This is a genomic window from Pseudomonas sp. Z003-0.4C(8344-21) (assembly GCF_900104975.1).
Classification (GTDB): domain Bacteria; phylum Pseudomonadota; class Gammaproteobacteria; order Pseudomonadales; family Pseudomonadaceae; genus Aquipseudomonas; species Aquipseudomonas granadensis.
In genome coordinates this window covers 2,767,551-2,785,812 of record NZ_LT629756.1, presented here as the reverse complement: position 1 = coordinate 2,785,812, position 18,262 = coordinate 2,767,551, and the positions used below count along the sequence as shown (strand labels likewise).

The 18,262-nt window shown below is 58.9% G+C and carries 23 protein-coding genes; 10 read left to right on the top strand and 13 right to left on the bottom strand.

What is annotated here, in order from left to right; genetic code table 11:
• Positions 1–56: 56 nt before the first annotated feature.
• Positions 57–941 carry a LysR substrate-binding domain-containing protein gene (locus tag BLU24_RS12990; RefSeq protein ID WP_093100793.1) on the top strand — a complete coding sequence of 295 codons (885 nt, stop codon included), beginning with the start codon at positions 57–59 and terminating at the stop codon, positions 939–941.
• A 122-nt stretch (positions 942–1,063) separates the two neighbouring features.
• Here the strand turns inward: BLU24_RS12990 and BLU24_RS12985 are convergent, their stop codons facing one another.
• Both BLU24_RS12985 and BLU24_RS12980 read right to left on the bottom strand, forming a co-directional pair.
• Complete coding sequence (locus tag BLU24_RS12985) at positions 1,064–2,338, bottom strand: glucarate dehydratase family protein (RefSeq protein ID WP_093100790.1); 1,275 nt, start codon at positions 2,336–2,338, stop codon at positions 1,064–1,066.
• A 30-nt stretch (positions 2,339–2,368) separates the two neighbouring features.
• Positions 2,369–3,736, bottom strand: a complete 1,368-nt coding sequence (locus BLU24_RS12980) for an MFS transporter (protein ID WP_093100787.1) — start codon at positions 3,734–3,736, stop codon at positions 2,369–2,371.
• Between the two features lie 119 nt (positions 3,737–3,855).
• Here BLU24_RS12980 and BLU24_RS12975 point away from each other — a divergent pair, with 119 nt between their 5' ends.
• Positions 3,856–4,758, top strand: coding sequence for a LysR substrate-binding domain-containing protein (locus BLU24_RS12975; RefSeq protein ID WP_093100785.1), 903 nt, complete (start codon positions 3,856–3,858; stop codon positions 4,756–4,758).
• 128 nt (positions 4,759–4,886) lie between these two features.
• On the opposite strand, the gene BLU24_RS12970 is transcribed toward BLU24_RS12975, so the two are convergent.
• Entirely contained in the window at positions 4,887–5,492 is a 606-nt protein-coding gene (locus BLU24_RS12970) for a DUF6338 family protein (protein WP_093100782.1), read from the bottom strand.
• Between the two features lie 107 nt (positions 5,493–5,599).
• A complete protein-coding gene (locus BLU24_RS12965) occupies positions 5,600–5,935 on the bottom strand; it encodes a hypothetical protein (protein WP_093100779.1) in 336 nt (111 codons plus the stop codon).
• A 183-nt stretch (positions 5,936–6,118) separates the two neighbouring features.
• Here BLU24_RS12965 and BLU24_RS12960 point away from each other — a divergent pair, with 183 nt between their 5' ends.
• Positions 6,119–6,358: a hypothetical protein gene (locus BLU24_RS12960; protein ID WP_093100776.1), complete on the top strand. Its 240-nt coding sequence runs from the start codon at positions 6,119–6,121 to the stop codon at positions 6,356–6,358.
• 67 nt (positions 6,359–6,425) lie between these two features.
• Here BLU24_RS12960 and BLU24_RS12955 read toward each other — a convergent pair whose 3' ends face one another.
• A complete protein-coding gene (locus BLU24_RS12955; RefSeq protein ID WP_093100773.1) occupies positions 6,426–6,623 on the bottom strand; it encodes a DUF2188 domain-containing protein in 198 nt (65 codons plus the stop codon).
• A 224-nt stretch (positions 6,624–6,847) separates the two neighbouring features.
• On the opposite strand from BLU24_RS12955, the gene BLU24_RS12950 reads away from it, so the two are divergent.
• Entirely contained in the window at positions 6,848–7,210 is a 363-nt protein-coding gene (locus BLU24_RS12950) for an NUDIX hydrolase (protein ID WP_090284179.1), read from the top strand.
• Positions 7,211–7,213: 3 nt separating this feature from the next.
• On the opposite strand, the gene BLU24_RS12945 is transcribed toward BLU24_RS12950, so the two are convergent.
• Entirely contained in the window at positions 7,214–7,456 is a 243-nt protein-coding gene (locus tag BLU24_RS12945) for a DUF1652 domain-containing protein (protein ID WP_093100771.1), read from the bottom strand.
• Between the two features lie 97 nt (positions 7,457–7,553).
• Positions 7,554–8,453: a polysaccharide deacetylase family protein gene (locus BLU24_RS12940; RefSeq protein ID WP_093106645.1), complete on the bottom strand. Its 900-nt coding sequence runs from the start codon at positions 8,451–8,453 to the stop codon at positions 7,554–7,556.
• A 219-nt stretch (positions 8,454–8,672) separates the two neighbouring features.
• Here BLU24_RS12940 and BLU24_RS12935 point away from each other — a divergent pair, with 219 nt between their 5' ends.
• Positions 8,673–9,353 carry an SOS response-associated peptidase family protein gene (locus BLU24_RS12935; protein WP_093100769.1) on the top strand — a complete coding sequence of 227 codons (681 nt, stop codon included), beginning with the start codon at positions 8,673–8,675 and terminating at the stop codon, positions 9,351–9,353.
• Positions 9,354–9,601: 248 nt separating this feature from the next.
• Complete coding sequence (locus BLU24_RS12930; RefSeq protein WP_090284184.1) at positions 9,602–9,874, top strand: hypothetical protein; 273 nt, start codon at positions 9,602–9,604, stop codon at positions 9,872–9,874.
• A gap of 46 nt (positions 9,875–9,920) precedes the next feature.
• Here BLU24_RS12930 and BLU24_RS27585 read toward each other — a convergent pair whose 3' ends face one another.
• Positions 9,921–10,061: a hypothetical protein gene (locus tag BLU24_RS27585; RefSeq protein ID WP_157720839.1), complete on the bottom strand. Its 141-nt coding sequence runs from the start codon at positions 10,059–10,061 to the stop codon at positions 9,921–9,923.
• A 147-nt stretch (positions 10,062–10,208) separates the two neighbouring features.
• Between BLU24_RS27585 and BLU24_RS12925 the strand changes: the two genes are divergently transcribed.
• On the top strand, positions 10,209–10,592 hold the full coding sequence (locus tag BLU24_RS12925) for a DUF2784 domain-containing protein (protein ID WP_093100766.1): 384 nt from the start codon (positions 10,209–10,211) through the stop codon (positions 10,590–10,592).
• Here the strand turns inward: BLU24_RS12925 and BLU24_RS12920 are convergent.
• Entirely contained in the window at positions 10,583–11,029 is a 447-nt protein-coding gene (locus BLU24_RS12920) for an Rrf2 family transcriptional regulator (RefSeq protein ID WP_093100761.1), read from the bottom strand. The two genes, BLU24_RS12925 and BLU24_RS12920, sit on opposite strands and share 10 nt — an antisense overlap.
• A gap of 129 nt (positions 11,030–11,158) precedes the next feature.
• Here BLU24_RS12920 and BLU24_RS12915 point away from each other — a divergent pair, with 129 nt between their 5' ends.
• Positions 11,159–12,046 (top strand): NAD(P)/FAD-dependent oxidoreductase, encoded by an 888-nt coding sequence (locus tag BLU24_RS12915; RefSeq protein WP_093100758.1) that lies wholly within the window; start codon positions 11,159–11,161, stop codon positions 12,044–12,046.
• Positions 12,047–12,059: 13 nt separating this feature from the next.
• Here the strand turns inward: BLU24_RS12915 and BLU24_RS12910 are convergent, their stop codons facing one another.
• On the bottom strand, positions 12,060–12,587 hold the full coding sequence (locus BLU24_RS12910) for a DUF3087 domain-containing protein (RefSeq protein ID WP_093100756.1): 528 nt from the start codon (positions 12,585–12,587) through the stop codon (positions 12,060–12,062).
• Positions 12,588–12,810: 223 nt separating this feature from the next.
• Here BLU24_RS12910 and ppnN point away from each other — a divergent pair, with 223 nt between their 5' ends.
• Entirely contained in the window at positions 12,811–14,184 is a 1,374-nt protein-coding gene (gene ppnN, locus BLU24_RS12905) for a nucleotide 5'-monophosphate nucleosidase PpnN (RefSeq protein WP_090284194.1), read from the top strand.
• Between the two features lie 198 nt (positions 14,185–14,382).
• Here the strand turns inward: ppnN and BLU24_RS12900 are convergent, their stop codons facing one another.
• From BLU24_RS12900 to BLU24_RS12890, 3 genes are all read right to left on the bottom strand, one after another.
• On the bottom strand, positions 14,383–15,810 hold the full coding sequence (locus tag BLU24_RS12900; protein WP_093100753.1) for an FAD/NAD(P)-binding protein: 1,428 nt from the start codon (positions 15,808–15,810) through the stop codon (positions 14,383–14,385).
• Between the two features lie 199 nt (positions 15,811–16,009).
• Entirely contained in the window at positions 16,010–16,342 is a 333-nt protein-coding gene (locus BLU24_RS12895; protein WP_093100750.1) for a hypothetical protein, read from the bottom strand.
• 126 nt (positions 16,343–16,468) lie between these two features.
• Positions 16,469–17,032, bottom strand: a complete 564-nt coding sequence (locus BLU24_RS12890) for a helix-turn-helix domain-containing protein (RefSeq protein WP_093106639.1) — start codon at positions 17,030–17,032, stop codon at positions 16,469–16,471.
• A gap of 86 nt (positions 17,033–17,118) precedes the next feature.
• On the opposite strand from BLU24_RS12890, the gene BLU24_RS12885 reads away from it, so the two are divergent.
• Entirely contained in the window at positions 17,119–18,054 is a 936-nt protein-coding gene (locus BLU24_RS12885) for a DMT family transporter (RefSeq protein WP_093106642.1), read from the top strand.
• The last annotated feature ends 208 nt before the right edge of the window (positions 18,055–18,262 follow it).

Here is an 18,262-nt window from a genome sequence, read left to right as displayed (position 1 = left end):
TGCTGAACGACTCAGGGACAACCGTAAATTCGACCCGTTATTGATGACTTTTGCGAATGAATCCGCGCACGCTCACGCCGTCCATGTCGTTATTGCTGGCTTTCGAGGCTGCCGCCCGTCACGAAAGCTACACCCGCGCCGCCCACGAACTGTCGCTGACGCAAAGTGCGGTCAGCCGTCAGGTGCAGATTCTGGAAAAAATGCTCGGCATGCGCCTGTTCACTCGCGAAGGCCGGCAAGTGGTGCTGACCGACGTCGGGCGCCTGTATCAGCGGGAGCTGGCCGAAGCGCTCGGTCAGATACGCAGCGCGACGCTGCAGGCGATGGCATTCGGGTCGGGCATTCACAGCCTGCGCCTGGCGACGCTGCCAACCTTCGGCTCGAAATGGTTGCTGCCGCGCCTCAAGGACTTCTACACCGCGCATCCTGGCATGACCGTGCATCTGCATTCACGCATCGAAGCGATCGATTTTGATACCAGCGAAATCGACGCGGCGATCTGCGTCGGTGGCGGCGACTGGCCGGGGCTGACCGCCCTGCCTTTGCACACCGAAGAACTGGTGGTGATCGCCAGCGCGCAATTGTCCGCTGTCGAGCGCGACGACGCCGAACGGCACATCGCCGGGCAACTGCTGCTCAACGTCAGCAGCAACGCTCAGGCATGGACGGAATGGTTCAGCCAGCGCGGCTTGCCCCATCGCAGCATGCGCATCGGGCCGAGCTTTGAAATGACCTCGCACCTGATCCAAGCGGTACGAGCCAATATTGGTGTGGGGCTGGTGCCGCGGATTCTGGTCGAGGATGAGTTGGTCAATGGCGAGCTGCTGCAACTGGGAGAGCCGATCACCAGTCGGCGCAGCTACTATCTGGTGTATCCGCCGCGTAATGAAAAGTTGCCGTCGCTGACGGCGTTTCGGGACTGGCTGATAAAAACGCTTTGACCGACAGGCCGCCATCGCGGGCAAGCCCGCTCCCACAGTATTCGGTATCGCTCACCAATCTTGCGTCTCATAACATACCTGTGGGAGCGGGCTTGCCCGCGATGGCGGCAGCATTGACTGCCTCAAAACCGCGGCTTGACCGCCCTCCAATCCGGTTTATACCGCTGCATCTGCCGCACATCGTCGCGCTGGCGAATCCCGCACGTCAGGTATTGATCATGCAGCTTGCCCAACTGCTCATGATCCAGCTCGAGCCCGAGCCCCGGCGCGCGGCTGATCTTCACGCAACCATCGACAATCGGCAGCTTGCCGCCCTTGATCACCTCCTCGTCCGGCTCCTGCCACGGGTAATGAGTGTCGCAGGCGTAATCCAGATTCGGCACGGCCGCCGCGACATGCGCCATGGCCATCAGGCTGATACCCAGATGCGAGTTGGAATGCATCGACACACCGAGGCCGAACACCTCGCACATTTTCGCCAGGGTCTGGGTGTCACGCAGGCCGCCCCAATAGTGGTGGTCGGCGAGCACGATCTGCACGCTGTTCTGCGCCACGCTGCGGCGAAACTCGTCGAAATCGGTGACCACCATATTGGTCGCCAGCGGCAGGCCAGTGCGTTTGTGCAGTTCCGCCATACCGTCGAGACCCGGCGTCGGGTCTTCGTAATATTGCAGATCATCACCGAGCAATTCAGCCATGCGAATCGAGGTTTTCAGTGACCAGTTGCCATTTGGATCGATGCGCAGCGGATAGCCGGGGAAGGCCTTTTTCAGCGCCTTGATGCAGGCCACTTCGTGCTCCGGCGGCAGCGTACCGGCCTTGAGCTTGATGCTCTTGAAACCGTACGCCTCGATCATCCGCGCCGCCTGCGCGACGATTTGTTGTTCGCTGAGCGCTTCGCCCCAGTCATCCGGTTTGTAAGGCGAATCGACGTGCTGCGCGTATTTGAAAAACAGGTAAGCGCTGAAAGGCACTTCTTCGCGGATTGCGCCGCCGAGCAAGTCCACCAGCGGTACGTTCAGGTAGTGCGCCTGAAGATCGAGAAACGCCACTTCGAATGCCGAGTACGCGTTGCTCACCGCTTTGCTGGCGTGGGAACCCGGCGCCAGCTCGGCTCCGGCCAGACTGACAGGCTTATGCGCCGCCACCGTCGCTTGCACGATCGCACGTAACTGGTTGAGGTTGAACGGGTCGAGGCCGATCAGTTGCGCCTGCACTTGTTGCTGGATCGCCAGCGCCGGGGCGTCGCCATAACTTTCGCCGAGGCCGATGTAGCCGTTGTCGCTTTCGATCTCGATGATCGAGCGCAGGGCATAAGGCTCGTGGATGCCACTGGCGTTGAGCAGCGGCGGATCACGAAAGGCAATCGGGGTGACCGTGACACGGGTGATTTTCAAGATGATGCTCCTGACAGATCAACAATCGATTCAGTGGCTCGCGGCCGGGCTGGCCGTCGCGACGACGGCGGTTTCGTCAGCGGGCTTTGCCGGGGTTTTGTCTTTGGCGCCCGGCGCCGTACGGGCGAAGAAAATCACCACCGCAGCGATCAGCGAAGTCGCCGCCAGGCCATACAGACCGCCCTCGATCGAGCCGGTGGTTTGCTCGAGAATGCCGAACGCCGTCGGCGCAACGAAGCCGCCGAGATTGCCGATGGAATTGATCAGCGCGATCACCGCCGCCGCGATGCGCGCATCGAGATAGCTCTGCGGGATCGGCCAAAAGAGCGCCGATGCGGCTTTGAAGCCAATCGCCGCAAAGCAGATGGCAACGAAGGCGAAGACCGGGCCGCCGATGGTCGACATGAACATGCCGATGGCGGCGATCACCAGGGTCAGAGCGACCCACGCCTGCTGGAATTTCCATTTGCCGGCCATCGCAGCAAAACCGTATATGGCGACAATCGAAATGATCCACGGAATCGAATTGAGCAGACCGACCTGGAAGTCGCCGAGATTGCCCATCTTCTTGATCATGCTCGGCAGCCAGAACGTCGCGCCGTAAATGGTCAGGGCAATCGAGAAGTAAATGAAGCAGAACAGCGCGATCTGCCGATCCGCCAGCAGCTTGAACATTGACGGCTTGCTCACCTGCACCGCTTCGCGGGCACGCTGCTCTTCGGCAATCGCTGCGACCAGCGCTTCACGCTCGTCTTCGCTCAGCCACCTGGCCTGACGCGGATGCGATTGCAGCCAGAACCAGACGAACGCGCACAGCACCACCGACGCGGCGCCCTCAATCAGAAACATCCACTGCCAGCCGTGCAAGCCCAGGCCACTGATGTGCAGCAACGCACCGGACACCGGGCCGGAGATCACCGAGGCAATCGCCGAGCCGCTGAGAAATACCGCCATGGTCTTGCCACGTTCGGAGGCTGGCAGCCATTGCGTGAAGTAATAAATGATCCCCGGAAAGAACCCCGCCTCGGCCGCGCCAAGAATGAAGCGCAGCACATAGAAGCTGGTTTCACCGCGCACGAACGCCATGGCCATGGCGGCCGCGCCCCAGGTGAACATGATCCGCGTCAGCCATACCCGTGCGCCGTATCGCTGCAGCAGCATGTTGGAAGGTACTTCGAACAATGCGTAGCCGATGAAGAACAGCCCGGCACCCAGGCCATAGGCCGCAGCCCCGATACCCAGATCGGTTTCCAGATGACTGCGAACAAAGCCGATGTTGACCCGATCGATGTAGTTGACGATGAACATCACCACGAACAGCGGCAGCACGTGGCGCTTTACCTTGGCGGCGGCGCGGGCGAGCACCGTGACGTCCGCTGGACTCTGCAGGGTTTTCAAGGGGCGACTCCCGATCTTGTTGTTTTTAGGAATGGCGTGAAGCGATGATCGATCATGGACGCCGCGTATTGATCCCGTCTAATCTAACTTGGCATTCGATTGATACCCGGATTAGATCAATGTTCGAACTGACTCAACTACGCTGCTTCACCACTGTCGCTACCGAACTGAATTTTCGCCGCGCCGCCGAACGGCTGAACATGACCCAACCGCCACTGAGCCGGCAGATCCAGCTGCTTGAGCATCATCTTGGCGTGGAGTTGTTTACCCGCAGCACCCGCAGCGTTGCGCTGACTGCCGCCGGGCGCGCATTTTTCATCGAAGCGCAGAATTTGCTCGAGCGCGCCCAGCAGGCAGCAATTACCGCACGGCGTTTTGCCGAGGGTGATATTGGTTCGGTAAACATCAGTTTCGTCGGCAGCGCGGTGTATGAGTTTTTGCCCAAGGTGATCGCCGAGGCACGGCTGAAACAGCCGCAGGTGAAAATCGATCTGAGCGAGATGAACACCTATCAGCAACACGAAGCCCTGCGCGCGCGGCGCATCGACCTGGGCATCGCCCGCGCGCCGCTACTGGAGCCGGGCTACGCCACCGAATGCCTGGTCCGCGAGCCGTTTGTGCTGGCCGTGCCGAGTGCGCATCCGTTGGCAACCGCCGCCGAAGTGCTGGTGAGCGATCTGGACCAACAACCGTTTCTGATGTACTCCCACGCGGCCTATCCACCGTTCAACGAACTGCTGACCGGCATGCTGCGCTCGGCGCGGGTCGCACCGGACTATGTGCAGTGGCTGGGTTCATCGCTGACGATTCTGGCGTTGGTCAACGCCGGCATGGGCCTGGCGCTGGTACCGCGTTGCGCGACCAGCGTGGTGTTCAAGAACGTGGTGTTTCGCGATATTGATCTGGGCGAAGGGGTGCAGAGCGAACTGCACCTGATCTGGCGGGAGAACAATGACAACCCGGCGTTTGCGATGCTGCTGGAAGCGATTCGCCGGGCTGTGGTGCAAGGTTGGGGTGGGTAAAAAAGCTTACTGGTTTTTAAGCGGTGGCGGACCACTGGGTGCCTTGGGCTGCGCATTCGCCACAGGCTTGCCATCTGGCGTGTAACGACGTGCCACCCACTCTGGCATTGGTTGCGGTGCTCTGGCTGTCATGACGACACCTCCGATTTCGGGCCGAATTCGACCCATTTGACTTTCCCGGAATCTATCAGCAAAAACTCGGCGCCAAAAGGCACCTCTTTCCCGTCGGCATCCAGCCAACACGGATTTTGCATCACGAACTGGCCATTGCTCGCCTCTGGTGGCCACTCTACAGGCCAGCCAAAAACGCGCCTTTCATCGTTCAAATGCAGTGTGATGAGCCGATGGTGCTGGGCAAAAATGCTGAACCATTCACTGGGGTAGGAAGATTGTTTCGTCACGTTTCGACTGCGTAACCAGCCATGCAATTTGTCATTGGTGGCCAGATAACAGGACAGCAGTCCAAGCGTCACCGACACAACGAATGCCCACATGGTTTCGGCTTTGGCATCCCAGCGCCCGATGAAAAAACCTTTCGAACCTACCCACAAACACAGAGAGCCAATCGCCCAGACCGCTCCCTGAACCACAAACGTAAAGATCAACGCCTGCACAATCTGCCCAAATGTATCAGGCCGCTTGAACGCCGTGAGCGAATAGAAAATCCACGCTGACAAAAAACCCGGAATCAGATACTGCAGCAACGGTATGACTTCTTTGACCAGATCATCCATGATCCGAGGCTCCCTTCGAGGTCTTGCCGACCGACATTCGAAAGCCTAGCGCACGCTGGCAAACCGTTCGCGTACAACTGTCACCGGGCGTTTCACGCCGTCGATGGCTACAGGCAATCACGCACCGATTGGCGCAAAGCTCCGGACTTGGCCCATGGCGGCCCCTGGTACAACGAGACGCGGCTGCCGTCCTTGTATTTGACGATGTCGAGGATCTCGTCCGCGGTGATGACGCTCGGCGCGGTGATGCGGTAGCCGTTGGAAATCGAGGTTTGCGAGGTCTTCGCCACATCCCGCTGCCACAACGGTAATACACACGCGGCATAGTCTTTGGGGGCCTTGCCGCTGGTCTTGCTGACATTCGGTTCACCCGGCACGAGTGACCTCGGCAACGAGCAACCCGCCAACAGGGCCAACGCCAACCCCCCGATCCATATCCGCATGGTGTTTTCCTGATCTGAAAAAAAGCGAATGTAACGCGTAACCGGGTGTACATCCATCCTGGCACGCCGCCCGTGGCGCAATCTGCACAACTTTTCACAAGCTGCACAGACAGACGAACGTGCTTTGCCCATCGGCGAATAATGCGACTACTCTTTTCTACCGAGAATGTTCTGGAGATGATCATGCGGCTCAATGAATATGAACACGAACTTCAGCGCGACCTGCAAAGCGTCGCATCGGACTTGAGATGGTCGGCCGTCGACTTGAAACGTATCGCCGACCAGCTGCGCAAATCCGGCAACGAAGCGGACGCGCAAGCGGTAATGAGGTCTTGTGAGGTACTGCAAAGCGACGAGGAGCGTTTGCAACTCTATGCCAAAGAGGTGAAAGCGCGTGCCATCAGCCGGATCAAGGTGCACTGAGGGCACCCTGCCCTGACCACTCAATAAAAAGCCCCGGCAAACATGTCGGGGCTGTTGTTATGGCCAATCAATGGGTTGTGTGACTTTTCGCCCGCGCCGAGCGTTTTTTGTAGCCAGGCAGTGCTGCGGCGTAAGCCAGCGCCTCCTCTTTGCTGGCAAACGATGCCAGCCGGTCACCCTGGGTACAGACCCGCCAGGGGCCATTGTTCACGCTAAGCACGTCATAGCCGTTCATGTGCATCTTGTTCAACATCGGCATACTCATGGACACCTCCATAGTTGCTTACGGTCAGTTCCAGCTTCACCGGTTTACCTTACACCCTGACTCGCTGAATTTGCCGACCGGATGTCGCAAGGTCCGGCCCGCAGAAATCTTGCACTTTTCGCCCCCACGCCCGCTCAAAATCTTATTGAAACCTTTACTCGAGGCCGCGGCTCAAATATTGCAGTTTGATGACAATTACGTGACAAGCCGTAAACAGGTAACAGATGAAAGTACGTGCAACCGTTATATGCGAACAGGATCGCCACATCCTCCTGGTCCGCAAACCGCGCAGCCACTGGACATTGCCCGGTGGCAAGGTCGAGCCCGGGGAAACCCGCGCGCAGGCGGCCGTGCGTGAATTGCAGGAAGAAACCGGGCTGAATGCCGACGATGTGTTGTATCTGATGGAAATGCAGAGCGGCAGCACCCGCCATCACGTTTACGAAGCGTCCGTGGCAGACCTGGAGCAAGTGCGACCGCAGAACGAAATCATCGATTGCATCTGGCATCCACTCGATGCGGTGCGCCATTTGAATACCAATGAAGCGACGCTGCGCATTGTTGAAGCGTTTCAACGGCGTTTATAAGGCTCAACCGGCAAACGCGCGGCGCCCGGCGCTCATCTCCGTGCGCAGTTCACCGATGAAATTTGATACGTCGCGGATCGTGACGAAATGTTCCGGCGATACGCCAGTAAGCAGCAGCACGACCTGGCCGTTTCCCGGCCGATAGACCTTGATCTGCAACAGCCCATGCGATGCGGGTGTGCATTCGCATTCAAACCCGGGAAAGCCTGATTCAACGATGCGGCAGATGTCGTCAAGAGCAAGCATGGTGGCACGCCTCGCAGGCGATGGGGCCGTTCAATCGGTAGAGCATAGATCAGCATGTTGCTCTGCGTTGTCGCGCAAATGTCTACTGGCTCACAAATCAATGCGAGTCATGGTCCCAGATCCAGTTCCACATTCCCGGCAGACTCACCGGCTCAGAACTTTTTTCAACGGTGCGCGCCAGCGCCGCTTTTTGCAGCGCTTCGTGATCATCATAAAAAGGCTTGCGGTCCAGCTTCACGCCCGTAGCGGCGGCGCTGTCGAGCAGAACCTGCAGATATTCGCGGGTATGCCGCGCGGTGTAGCGATTGAGGTCATGAAAGGTCACCACCACAGGTATCACTCCGTCCACCGTCGGCAACGCCCCCGCCGCTACGCGTTCACGCACTTCGGATAACTGCCGCAGCAGATTGGCGCGTCGGCGTGGGCTGGCATTGAAGCCCCAGATCTTGCCATCGTTGGCGCTGAGATCCGTCAGCAACACCCGCAAACCGTGCTGCTGATACACCGCGAAGGTGCGTTTGTCGAAATTCCAGAATGGCGGACGCAGCAATTTCGGCGGCGCCCCGGTGATGGCAGCGATATCGGCCGTGCCGTTACTTAGCGACGCTTCCAGTAGTTGTGGGTCGAGTGAACGATGGTTGGTGTGCCAATGGGTCGCCGTGTGAAATCCGAGGATGTGCCCCTCGTCGTGTTCTCTTCGCATGAGGCTGCGGCCGATCTCGCTGTTGCCCGCTCGCGGCGCCCGGGTCTGCACGAAGAACACCGCTTTGATATTCGCTTGCAGCGGATTGTCCTTGAGGCCGTCGAGGACCATCGCCGTCGGGTTCCACAAGCTCGAAGCACTGGGGCCGTCATCAAAGGTCAGTAGAAACCGCACCGGCGCCTGGCCCCGCAGCCGCGTTTCGGTTTGCGTGGTCATTTCTATCGGCGCGGCGATACAACCGGCCAGACCGAGCACCATGAGCGCAGCAGTAAAAAGCTTGAATCCGGATGTCATGTTTGCCTTGAGCGCGACCGCTGCCGTCATGTTGTCGTTTGGCAACTTCCCTCGCCCTTTCCATCCGTGCATCGCCCTTCGCGAGCGGAGGTTGGATAGGGTACACAGGCTTTGGTTCCGGCGCTCAATACCTCGGTTGTTTAATGAGCGATTCGACGCGGTGACCTCCACTCGGGACGTCAGCGACTAAGCTGAAATCTTCAACCGGAGATTCAGCCAATGTGCGGAAGACTCTCGCAATACCGCGGCATTCACGATTTCGTCGCCGCACTGAGCATTCCCGACGCCTTGATCAACCACGTCGGCGATGCAGCGCTGGCTCGCTACAACGCGGCGCCGACCACCGCGTTGGCAGTGCTTCATCAACACGGCCCACATCTTCAAGCCGACAATCTGCGCTGGGGCTGGCGGCCGCATTGGGCCAGGGATCGCCCCGCGCCAATCAATGCGCGCGTGGAAAAAGTCGCCCATGGTGCGTTTTTCCGCGCGATCTGGCGCCATCGCTTGATTGTCCCGGTCGACAACTGGTTCGAATGGGTCGATACGGGGGAAAAGACCCGACAGCCGTGGCTGATTCGTCGTGCAGACCAGAGCCCGGTTTTCTGTGCCGCCATCGGACAATTTCCCACAGCCGAAAGCGCGGTTCGAGACGACGATGGTTTTGTGATCATTACTGCCGAAGCGGTGGGCGGCTTACTGGACGTTCACGATCGTCGGCCGGTGGTTTTGTGCCCGAAACTGGCACGCGAGTGGCTCGATCCGGCGACCTCCATTGAGCGCGCCGAGCAGATGTTGCTGTTCGAAGGTGAAGGCAGCGAGTCGTTCGAGTGGCACAAAGTCGCAAGAGCCGTCGGAAACGTCCGTAACCAGAATGCTGAATTGATTCAGTCGGTTGAATGAGGGGCCAACGCCCTTTGAGCGAACCATTGACTCGGCGTCGTTACAACGGCTGTTTCACACGTGAAACACTGCGAATGTAACCGATACGCAAATAGACCAACCGCTTGTCAGACAACCCGACCATCGTACATACATTTCGCTGCACTACAGCTAGCATGCGCGCCGCATTTCCATTTGGTATACCAGTTGACCAAAGAGTCAACAAACCAGGATCCCAACAACATCTACAAGCCTTGCAGAGAACTAAGTTGCGCGACGATTTTGCAATCAAACAGGTCGGTGGCCTGGAGTGTATTCATCTGTCCACGACAGAGCGCTTTGAACTCGACTGTTTTATCGGCCACTACATCAAGACCCGAAACCTGAGTGCCGTTCCCGACATCGAACGCACCCTGCGCAGTACCCTCGAAAACTATCCCGGCCATGCGCCAGTGATGGTCAACGAGCTGAATGCCTGGATCGACAGGACACTGGGCTATCGGGCCTCACACCCGGACTTCACCCAGCTGGACGATCTTTGAGTCTGTAAAAAAGCCCCGCACTTGCGGGGCTCTTCGTATCGACTGCTTAGAACTTGCGGTCAGGTTCGGAAAGCTCCTGGCTATCGTCATGCTTCCAGGTTTTTTCCTTGCGCTTCTCGCGTTCTATTTCTTCTTCACTCGGTTCATCCGTTTCCATATCGTTTTCAGGCTGCTTTTGCTCATTCACCCTGCGCACCTCCTGCTATCGTCAACAGTCTTTCTTCAAGCGTAGATCAGGTTTCAGCCAAGGGCTCCATGCGTGGCGTCCGCCCTGAGCTTTAATCCCCGCACCGGCGTAACATGGCGACATTCACGATCGCGTCAGGGAGACGACATGCTGTACCGAATCGCAGCCGACGGGCTGGTGCTGTTTCATCTTTTGTTCATTCTGTTCGTGCTGTTTGGCGGGCTGCTGGTGCTCAAATGGCCACGGTTGCTGTGGCTGCATTTGCCAGCCGCCGCCTGGGGCGTGGCGGTCGAATTGCTGCACCTGACCTGCCCGCTGACCTACTGGGAAAACCTCATGCGCCACGCCGCCGGGCAGACCGAGTACGCCGGTGGCTTCATTGAGCATTACATCTGGCCGATCATCTACCCAGCCGGGCTGACCCCGCAGATTCAACTGACGCTTGGCAGCGTGGTACTGGCGGTCAACTTGTTGGTGTACGGGCGCTTGATCCGCTCGTGGCGTTTGAGCCGCGCCGCCGCTCAGCCCTGATCGACCTCGCACACGGTCTTGAAGCGCGCATCGAAATCCGCCGCCAGATCCGCCAACGTGATACTGCCCAGTCGAGACAGCAACAGCGCCTGCGCCTCATCGAAGCTGCGGGTCAGCGCCGCATTCACGGCCTGCTCGACCAGGCACTGCGGGTGGTCCGTCGACAAACCGATGGAAAAAATCGACTGCGTGCCCAATGCCTGGTGAATATCCAGCAACGTTATCTGCTTCAGCGGTTTGGCCAGCGCCCAACCGCCCTGATGGCCCTTCTCCGACGTCACGAAACCCTGCTCCTTGAGCAAACCCATGGTGCGCCGCACTACTACGGGATTGGTGCCAAGCATCCCGGCGATGGTTTCCGAAGTGGCGCGTTTTTCATGACGATCCATATGAATCAACACATGCAGCATGCGCGACAGGCGCGTGTCGTTTCTCACTTGAGCATTTCCAGACTGAACAAAGAATGCTCCGAGTATCGCTTGCAAGGTCTTAAGTTACGAGACTATTGACAGTCTTTTTTCACGTAACTTACGCTGTACGCTGAAAACCTCACAGCGGAGATCGGAATCATGTACGACGTCATCATTGTCGGGGGCAGCTATGCGGGGCTGTCCGCCGGCCTGCAATTGGCCCGGGCCCGGCGCAATGTGCTAGTGCTCGATTCAGGCCTGCGGCGCAATCGCTTCGCCGACACTTCCCACGGCTTTCTCGGACAGGACGGACGCGCGCCGGGCGACATTGCTGCCGAGGCGCGAGCGCAATTGATGGCCTACCCTACCGTGCAATGGCTGGCAGCTACGGCGGTAGAGGCGATGCAATTTGACGCTGGATTTGATTTGCGCACCCTTGCCGGCAAACAGCTCAGCGCCAGGCGCCTGATCCTCGCGTCGGGCGTGATCGACGAATTGCCGGACATCGAGGGACTCAAACCGCGCTGGGGCCGAAGCGTTTTTCATTGCCCTTACTGTCACGGCTATGAACTGAATCAGGGCGCAATCGGCGTACTGGCGACTTCGCCCTTGTCGATTCATCACGCCCTGATGCTGCCTGACTGGGGCCCGACGACATTCTTCATCAATGATGTTTTCGAACCAGATGCCGAGCAACGGGCGCAATTGGCTGCACGCGGTGTGAGGCTGGAAACCCGGCGCGTCAGGCGCATCGATGGCGCGCGTGCGGACGTAGTCCTCAGCGATGGCGAGATCATCGCGCTAGCCGGCCTGTTTGCCATGCCGCGAACAAGCATGGCAAGCCCGTTGGCTGAACAGTTGGGTTGTGCATTCGAAGAAGGGCCTATGGGGCCGTTTATTCAGACCGACGCGACACAGCAGACCAGCGTGCCTGGCGTCTTCGCGTGCGGTGATGCAGCATTGGCTGCCGGCTCCGTCGCGTTGGCGGTCGGCGATGGCGCCCGCGCCGGAGCAGGCACCCACCGCTCGCTGATTTTCGGCTGAATACGCTGACGCCTTAGCGCGGCGTCTGCTTCAACGCGTCCAGCCATGTCGGATCCAGGCGCGTCTGCTCGGTATCGAGCCCTTGCGCCTGCATGCGCTGTTTATGTTCTTCGACTTCCCGCCACAGCTGCCCCTGATCGCTGGAGTTGCCGTCCAGCTCGTGCATCTGCATCAGCCCCAGATGATAGAACCGCAGCACTTTCAACGCGGTCGGATCGTTTTGCGCGACGGCGGCGGTGAGGTGATGCATCACGTTGGTGATACTCATCAGGCTGCGCTTGAGCCGCCAGCTGTACACCGCCGGCGCCATCCAGCTCTGATGCCAGAAGCGCCCGCGCAGCAATGCGCCGGTCAGTAAAAAGGCCAGGAACACCCCGCCGACATTGAAGCGCAGGTTGTCGCCGTCAGGCTCGCCGAACAGCGCCACGGCCACGCTGGAAAACAGCATCGCCAATACCAGAAACAGCACGGCGATGATGATCGTGCTGCGCCGGGTCTGCTGGCGGAAAGTGGCGGCGTCCATCGGCTGAATCTCGAACATCACAAATGACTTCCTTGAGCGACAAGAGGGGTAACGGAAAAAACCAGCCGGCGCATTATCGCCTCTGGTGCGGATTTAGCTATGCTGGGGCTCCTTTTGATCTTTTCAGCGTCCAACGGGACATGGCGGTATAGCGCAGATCGTGCCATCTTCATTCATGGATACACATTATTCGGATGCCGTTCGCCTGAGCAGGGAATGACATCGTTTTAAGGATCATTGCATGACCCAACGACACGTAATCAACGCCTCGGTCAGCCCGAAAGGCAGCCTCGAAACCCTTTCTCAACGTGAAGTGCAACAACTGAGCGAAGCCGGCTCCGGCAGCACCTACACCCTCTTCCGCCAGTGCGCCCTGGCCATCCTCAACACCGGCGCCCACGTCGATAACGCCAAGACCATTCTCGAGGCCTACAAGGATTTCGAAATCCGCATTCACCAACAGGATCGCGGCGTGCGCCTGGAGCTGCTGAACGCGCCGGCCGACGCGTTCGTCGACGGCGAAATGATCGCCAGCACCCGTGAAATGCTGTTCAGCGCCCTGCGCGACATCGTCTACACCGAAAACGAACTGGACAGCCAGCGCATCGACCTGAGCAATTCGCAAGGCATCAGCGACTACGTGTTCCACCTGCTGCGCAACGCGCGCACCTTGCGTCCGGGTGTCGAACCGAAGATTGTCGTGTGCTGGGGCGGTCATTCGATCAATACCGAAGAATACAAATACACCAAGAAGGTCGGTCATGAGCTGGGCCTGCGCAGTCTCGACATCTGCACCGGTTGCGGTCCGGGCGTGATGAAAGGCCCGATGAAAGGCGCAACCATTGCCCACGCCAAACAGCGCATTCATGGCGGTCGCTACCTCGGCCTGACCGAGCCGGGCATCATCGCCGCCGAAGCGCCAAACCCGATCGTTAACGAACTGGTGATCCTGCCGGACATCGAAAAACGTCTGGAAGCGTTCGTGCGGGTCGGCCACGGCATCATCATCTTCCCGGGCGGCGCCGGTACGGCAGAAGAATTTCTCTACCTGCTCGGCATCCTGATGCACCCGGACAACAAGGGCCTGCCCTTCCCGGTGATCCTCACCGGGCCGAAAAATGCCGCGCCGTATCTCGAACAGCTCGATGCGTTCGTCACTGCAACTCTCGGCGAAGCGGCCCGTCAGCATTACGAAATCATCATCGATGACCCGGCCGAAGTGGCGCGGCAAATGACGCAAGGCTTGAAAGCCGTGAAGCAGTTCCGCCGCGAACGCAACGACGCTTTCCATTTCAACTGGCTATTGAAGATCGACGAAGGCTTCCAGCGCCCGTTCGATCCGACCCACGAAAACATGGCCAACCTGAAATTGCATCTTGACCAGCCCGCGCATGAACTGGCGGCGAATCTGCGTCGCGCGTTCTCGGGGATCGTCGCCGGCAACGTCAAGGACAAGGGCATTCGCCTGATCGAAGAACACGGGCCGTACCAGATCCGCGGTGACGCGGCGATAATGCAACCGCTCGATGCGCTGCTCAAAGCCTTCGTCGCCCAGCACCGGATGAAATTGCCGGGTGGCGCGGCGTATGTGCCGTGCTACCGCGTGGTGGCGTAACTTTAAAGCCATCTCAGCAATCGCGCGTGTGAGCTGGCAGGCCAGCGATAGCGGCAGATCAGACAGTTAAATGCTGACTGATCCTCCGCCATCGCCAGCAGGCTGGCTCCCCCAAGGGATCGAGTTGTGAGCAGATTTTTCGCCACACCGCTAAACCTGTGAGCCAGCCTGCTGGCGATGAGGCCCTGAAGAACAACCTCAGCTCACCAACCGCGCAGCCAGTGCCTTGGCCTGCAGCGCCACATCCGTCACCGCCGTACTCTCCCACCACATCCCGCGCAACGGCGGCCCCATGGCAAACAAACGCCTGGAAGCGTGCCCTTCGGCATCCAGCACTGCGCCGTCCGCCGCTGCGGCAATGCCCAGCGCCAACGGCCCCGGTTGCACCAGACCTCGCGCCAGCAACTGCTGCGGCAACGGCCGTGCCACGCGGCGCCAGTCGTACTCGATGCCGCTGGAGTTGATCAGCGCGTTGCCCGTTACCACGCGCGTTTCGGATTTTCCACGACGCCGAATGCGAATCCCGACTCCGTCCTCCGTACTCGGCTCGAGCCCCTTGAACGAGGCCGCATCAATCGTCAGCCGCCCTGCCCCGTGCAGTCTCTCAAGCAACTGAGCGCTCAACGGCGGCGAACGGTGATGATGACTTTCCCACCATGGCCGCACATGGCGTACGAATTGTCGCCGCTGTACGTCGCTCGCCTGACTCCACAAACGCGCGATGTGCACGCGAACCGTGTCCAGCGGTGCCTGCCAGTCGATACCTTTTGCCATGGCTTCCCGGCACTGCCGACGCAGTTCGCGCAACAACTGCCGTGGCGTGCGCAGGCTCTGATCGGCACCCAGAAAATCCACCCAGACCGGTGGTTGCCGGCGTACATGAGGCAGCAGGCCATGCCGGGAAAACACTCTGATCGGCCCGCGATGCCCGGCCTGCTCCAGCGACACCACCGCATCGACCATGGTCAGGCCGGAGCCGATGATCAGCACGGTCGATTGCGTATCGAGCAGGCGCATGGCGCCGACATCCCAGGGATCCAGCGCGGCGGTGTTGAGACCGCTGGAGGTTTTCTGCGGGGTTCGCGCGGCGGGGAACATGCCGGTCGCCAGTACCGCATAGGTCCCGCTCAGGGTTTGCCCGTCGCTCAAGCTCAGCTGTACCGAATCGGTAGCGGATACCAAGTCTGTGACTTCGGCGCAGATGTGTTCGACGCTCGAGCCGTGTTGCGCGCCGATTGCGCGGGCTTCAGCCAGACGCTGCTGGACATAGAGACCGAACAATCCGCGCGGCGGGAACAGTTCGCTGACTGGCACGCCCTGTTCGGCAGACTCCGGCCAGCCTCCGCCAGCGATGTGCTCGGTGAGCCATTGAGTCAGGTCATCAGCGTTATCCGGGTCGACGCTCATGCGCGCGGCGTTGCCATTGAGCGTATGGCCCGGTTCCACGGCGCTGTAGGCCTCGCCCCGGCCGAGTTCGGCGCGCGGTTCGATAATCACAATCTTGCGCTGCCCGGGCAGACGCAGCAATTGCACCGCCAGCATCGTGCCGCTGAGGCCGCCGCCGATGATCAGGACGTCTGCACAGCGCAAAGAAACGGGTGACTCCGTGTGGATTTGCTCACGCATCGCTTTTTTCTAGGAGGATTTATTTGGCTAACAATATGCTAAATCGCTTCTCTTATCGGCGGGTTTTTTGAGACTCGTTGGAGACCAAGCCAAAACAACCAATTGACAAAATTTTGAACATCGAAAAAACGGCAAAAAGCCCCCCTGGTAACCAAGGGGACTGCTCTACCTGAACTGAGCTATTTCTTACGATCAGGCCTTACGCGGGAACGATATCGTAAAAAGCTTTCTCCGAAGGGTAGCTATTTCCTCCCCCACCTGGAAAGAGTTCGTAGTGAAACGCAACTGCGTTGTTCCCTGAGTATTTTAACAAGACGCTTTTAGCGATCTTTAATTCGCCTTCATATCCCGGAGAGATCTTTACAGTCCCCAATTTATCCGGAGGTCCTTCCTTTCCGATGTATACGTCAGCTTCGTCACCGAGTTGAGGATTTTCTTGCACAGCAGGAATAATCGCTGTCGCGAATTCAACTATGTTTTGAAGGTTGATGACATCATTTACTGCCTCTTTAATACTGAGCGGCTTAAGCATTCTGTAACTCCTTTTTCAGATATCCAATGGCATTCACTGCTATCACATTGGAGTCGAAGTGCGTTTCACCGTCTACTGTCAGAAATTACAGGGTAAAGCCGCTAGCCGACGAATGGTCGCCATCAGTCAAATCACCACATTACGGATGAATCGCGCCGCCACATCGCCGTCATTGCGGTAGGAATGCGGCTGGTGGCTGACAAACATGTAGAACTCCCCGGCATTGATGTGCTGCGGCTGATCGCCGAGCATCAGCGTCAGACATCCTGCAAATACAAATATCTGCTCGCTCCAGCCCTCGGCATCGACTTGCGAGGGATAGACTTCACCGGGTTGCAGACACCATTCCCACTGCTCGACTTCACGCGTAGCGATCGCCTTCGACAGCAATACCGCTTTGCTGCCGGGTATGCTGCCGGCCCATGCCACTTCATTGATGCGGCTGGGATCGCGCGCATCCGGAGCCTGGATCAGATCACTGAATGCCACGTCGAGCGCTTCGGCGACGCGATCAAGCGTCGTCAGGCTGACATTCTTCTCGCCCGCCTCGATCGCCACCAGCATGCGCCGACTGACCCCGGATTTTTCTGCCAGTGCTGTCTGGCTCAGGTCGGCGGCATGTCGCAAACGCCGGACATTCTGACTGACGTGTTGGAGGACGGAGGCGCGTTGCGTGGAATCTTTGCGCACTATATTGCTCACTCGGTGGGGTTGGGCAGTATACTGCGCAACGTTGCGCCGCATTGTGCGGCCTCCTTTTTATAGTGCGCAAGGCCATCATGTCATCGAACGGTTCTCCTACTCCTGTGCGTCTTTCCCGTTTCAGCAAAGCCGAGTGCGTGCTGGTGCTGATCACCATGATCTGGGGCGGCACGTTCCTGCTGGTTCAGCATGCGATGACCGTCAGCGGCCCGATGTTTTTTGTCGGCCTGCGTTTTGCGGCTGCTGCGCTGATTGTTGCACTGTTCTCCTGGCGTCACCTGCGCGAACTGACCCTGTTCGAACTCAAGGCCGGCGCGTTCATCGGCGTGGCGATCATGCTGGGTTACGGTTTGCAGACGGTGGGTCTGCAAACCATTCCAAGCAGTCAGTCAGCGTTTATCACGGCTTTATATGTACCGTTCGTGCCGTTGCTGCAATGGCTGATTTTGGGACGGCGGCCGGGATTGATGCCAAGCATCGGCATCATGCTGGCGTTTACCGGGTTGATGCTGTTGTCCGGCCCGTCCGGCGCTGCGCTGAATTTCAGCCCCGGTGAGATCGCGACGCTCATCAGCGCCATCGCCATTGCTGCCGAAATCATTCTGATCAGCACTTACGCCGGCCAGGTCGATGTGCGCCGGGTGACGGTGGTGCAACTGGCGACCACGTCGGTGCTGTCGTTCCTGCTGGTCGTGCCGACCGGTGAGCTGATTCCGGATTTTTCCTGGACATTGCTGGTCACCGCGCTAGGGCTGGGCGCTGCAAGCGCGGCGATTCAAGTGGCGATGAACTGGGCGCAGAAAAGCGTTTCGCCGACTCGGGCGACGCTCATTTATGCCGGTGAGCCGGTGTGGGCCGGAATTGTCGGACGGATCGCTGGCGAGCGGTTGCCGGCGATTGCACTGGTGGGTGCGGGGTTGATTGTCGCGGCGGTGATTGTCAGTGAGTTAAAGACCAAGAGGAAGGTTGTCGAGGCAGAAACGGAATTGGAGCGGGAAATACAGGGCTGATCCGAAATAGCCAGTGCCTTTCCGATAGCTATCGCGAGCAGGCTCACTCCTACAGCGGAATGTATTTCAATTGTGGGAACGAGCCTGCTCGCGATGGTGCCAATATGGGCAATGTCTGCGCTAATGAAACAAGGCCAAACACAAAAATCCGGACTACTTTGTAGGATTCTGAGACATCCTGGCGTTTGGTGATCGGGGAGCTGGCACG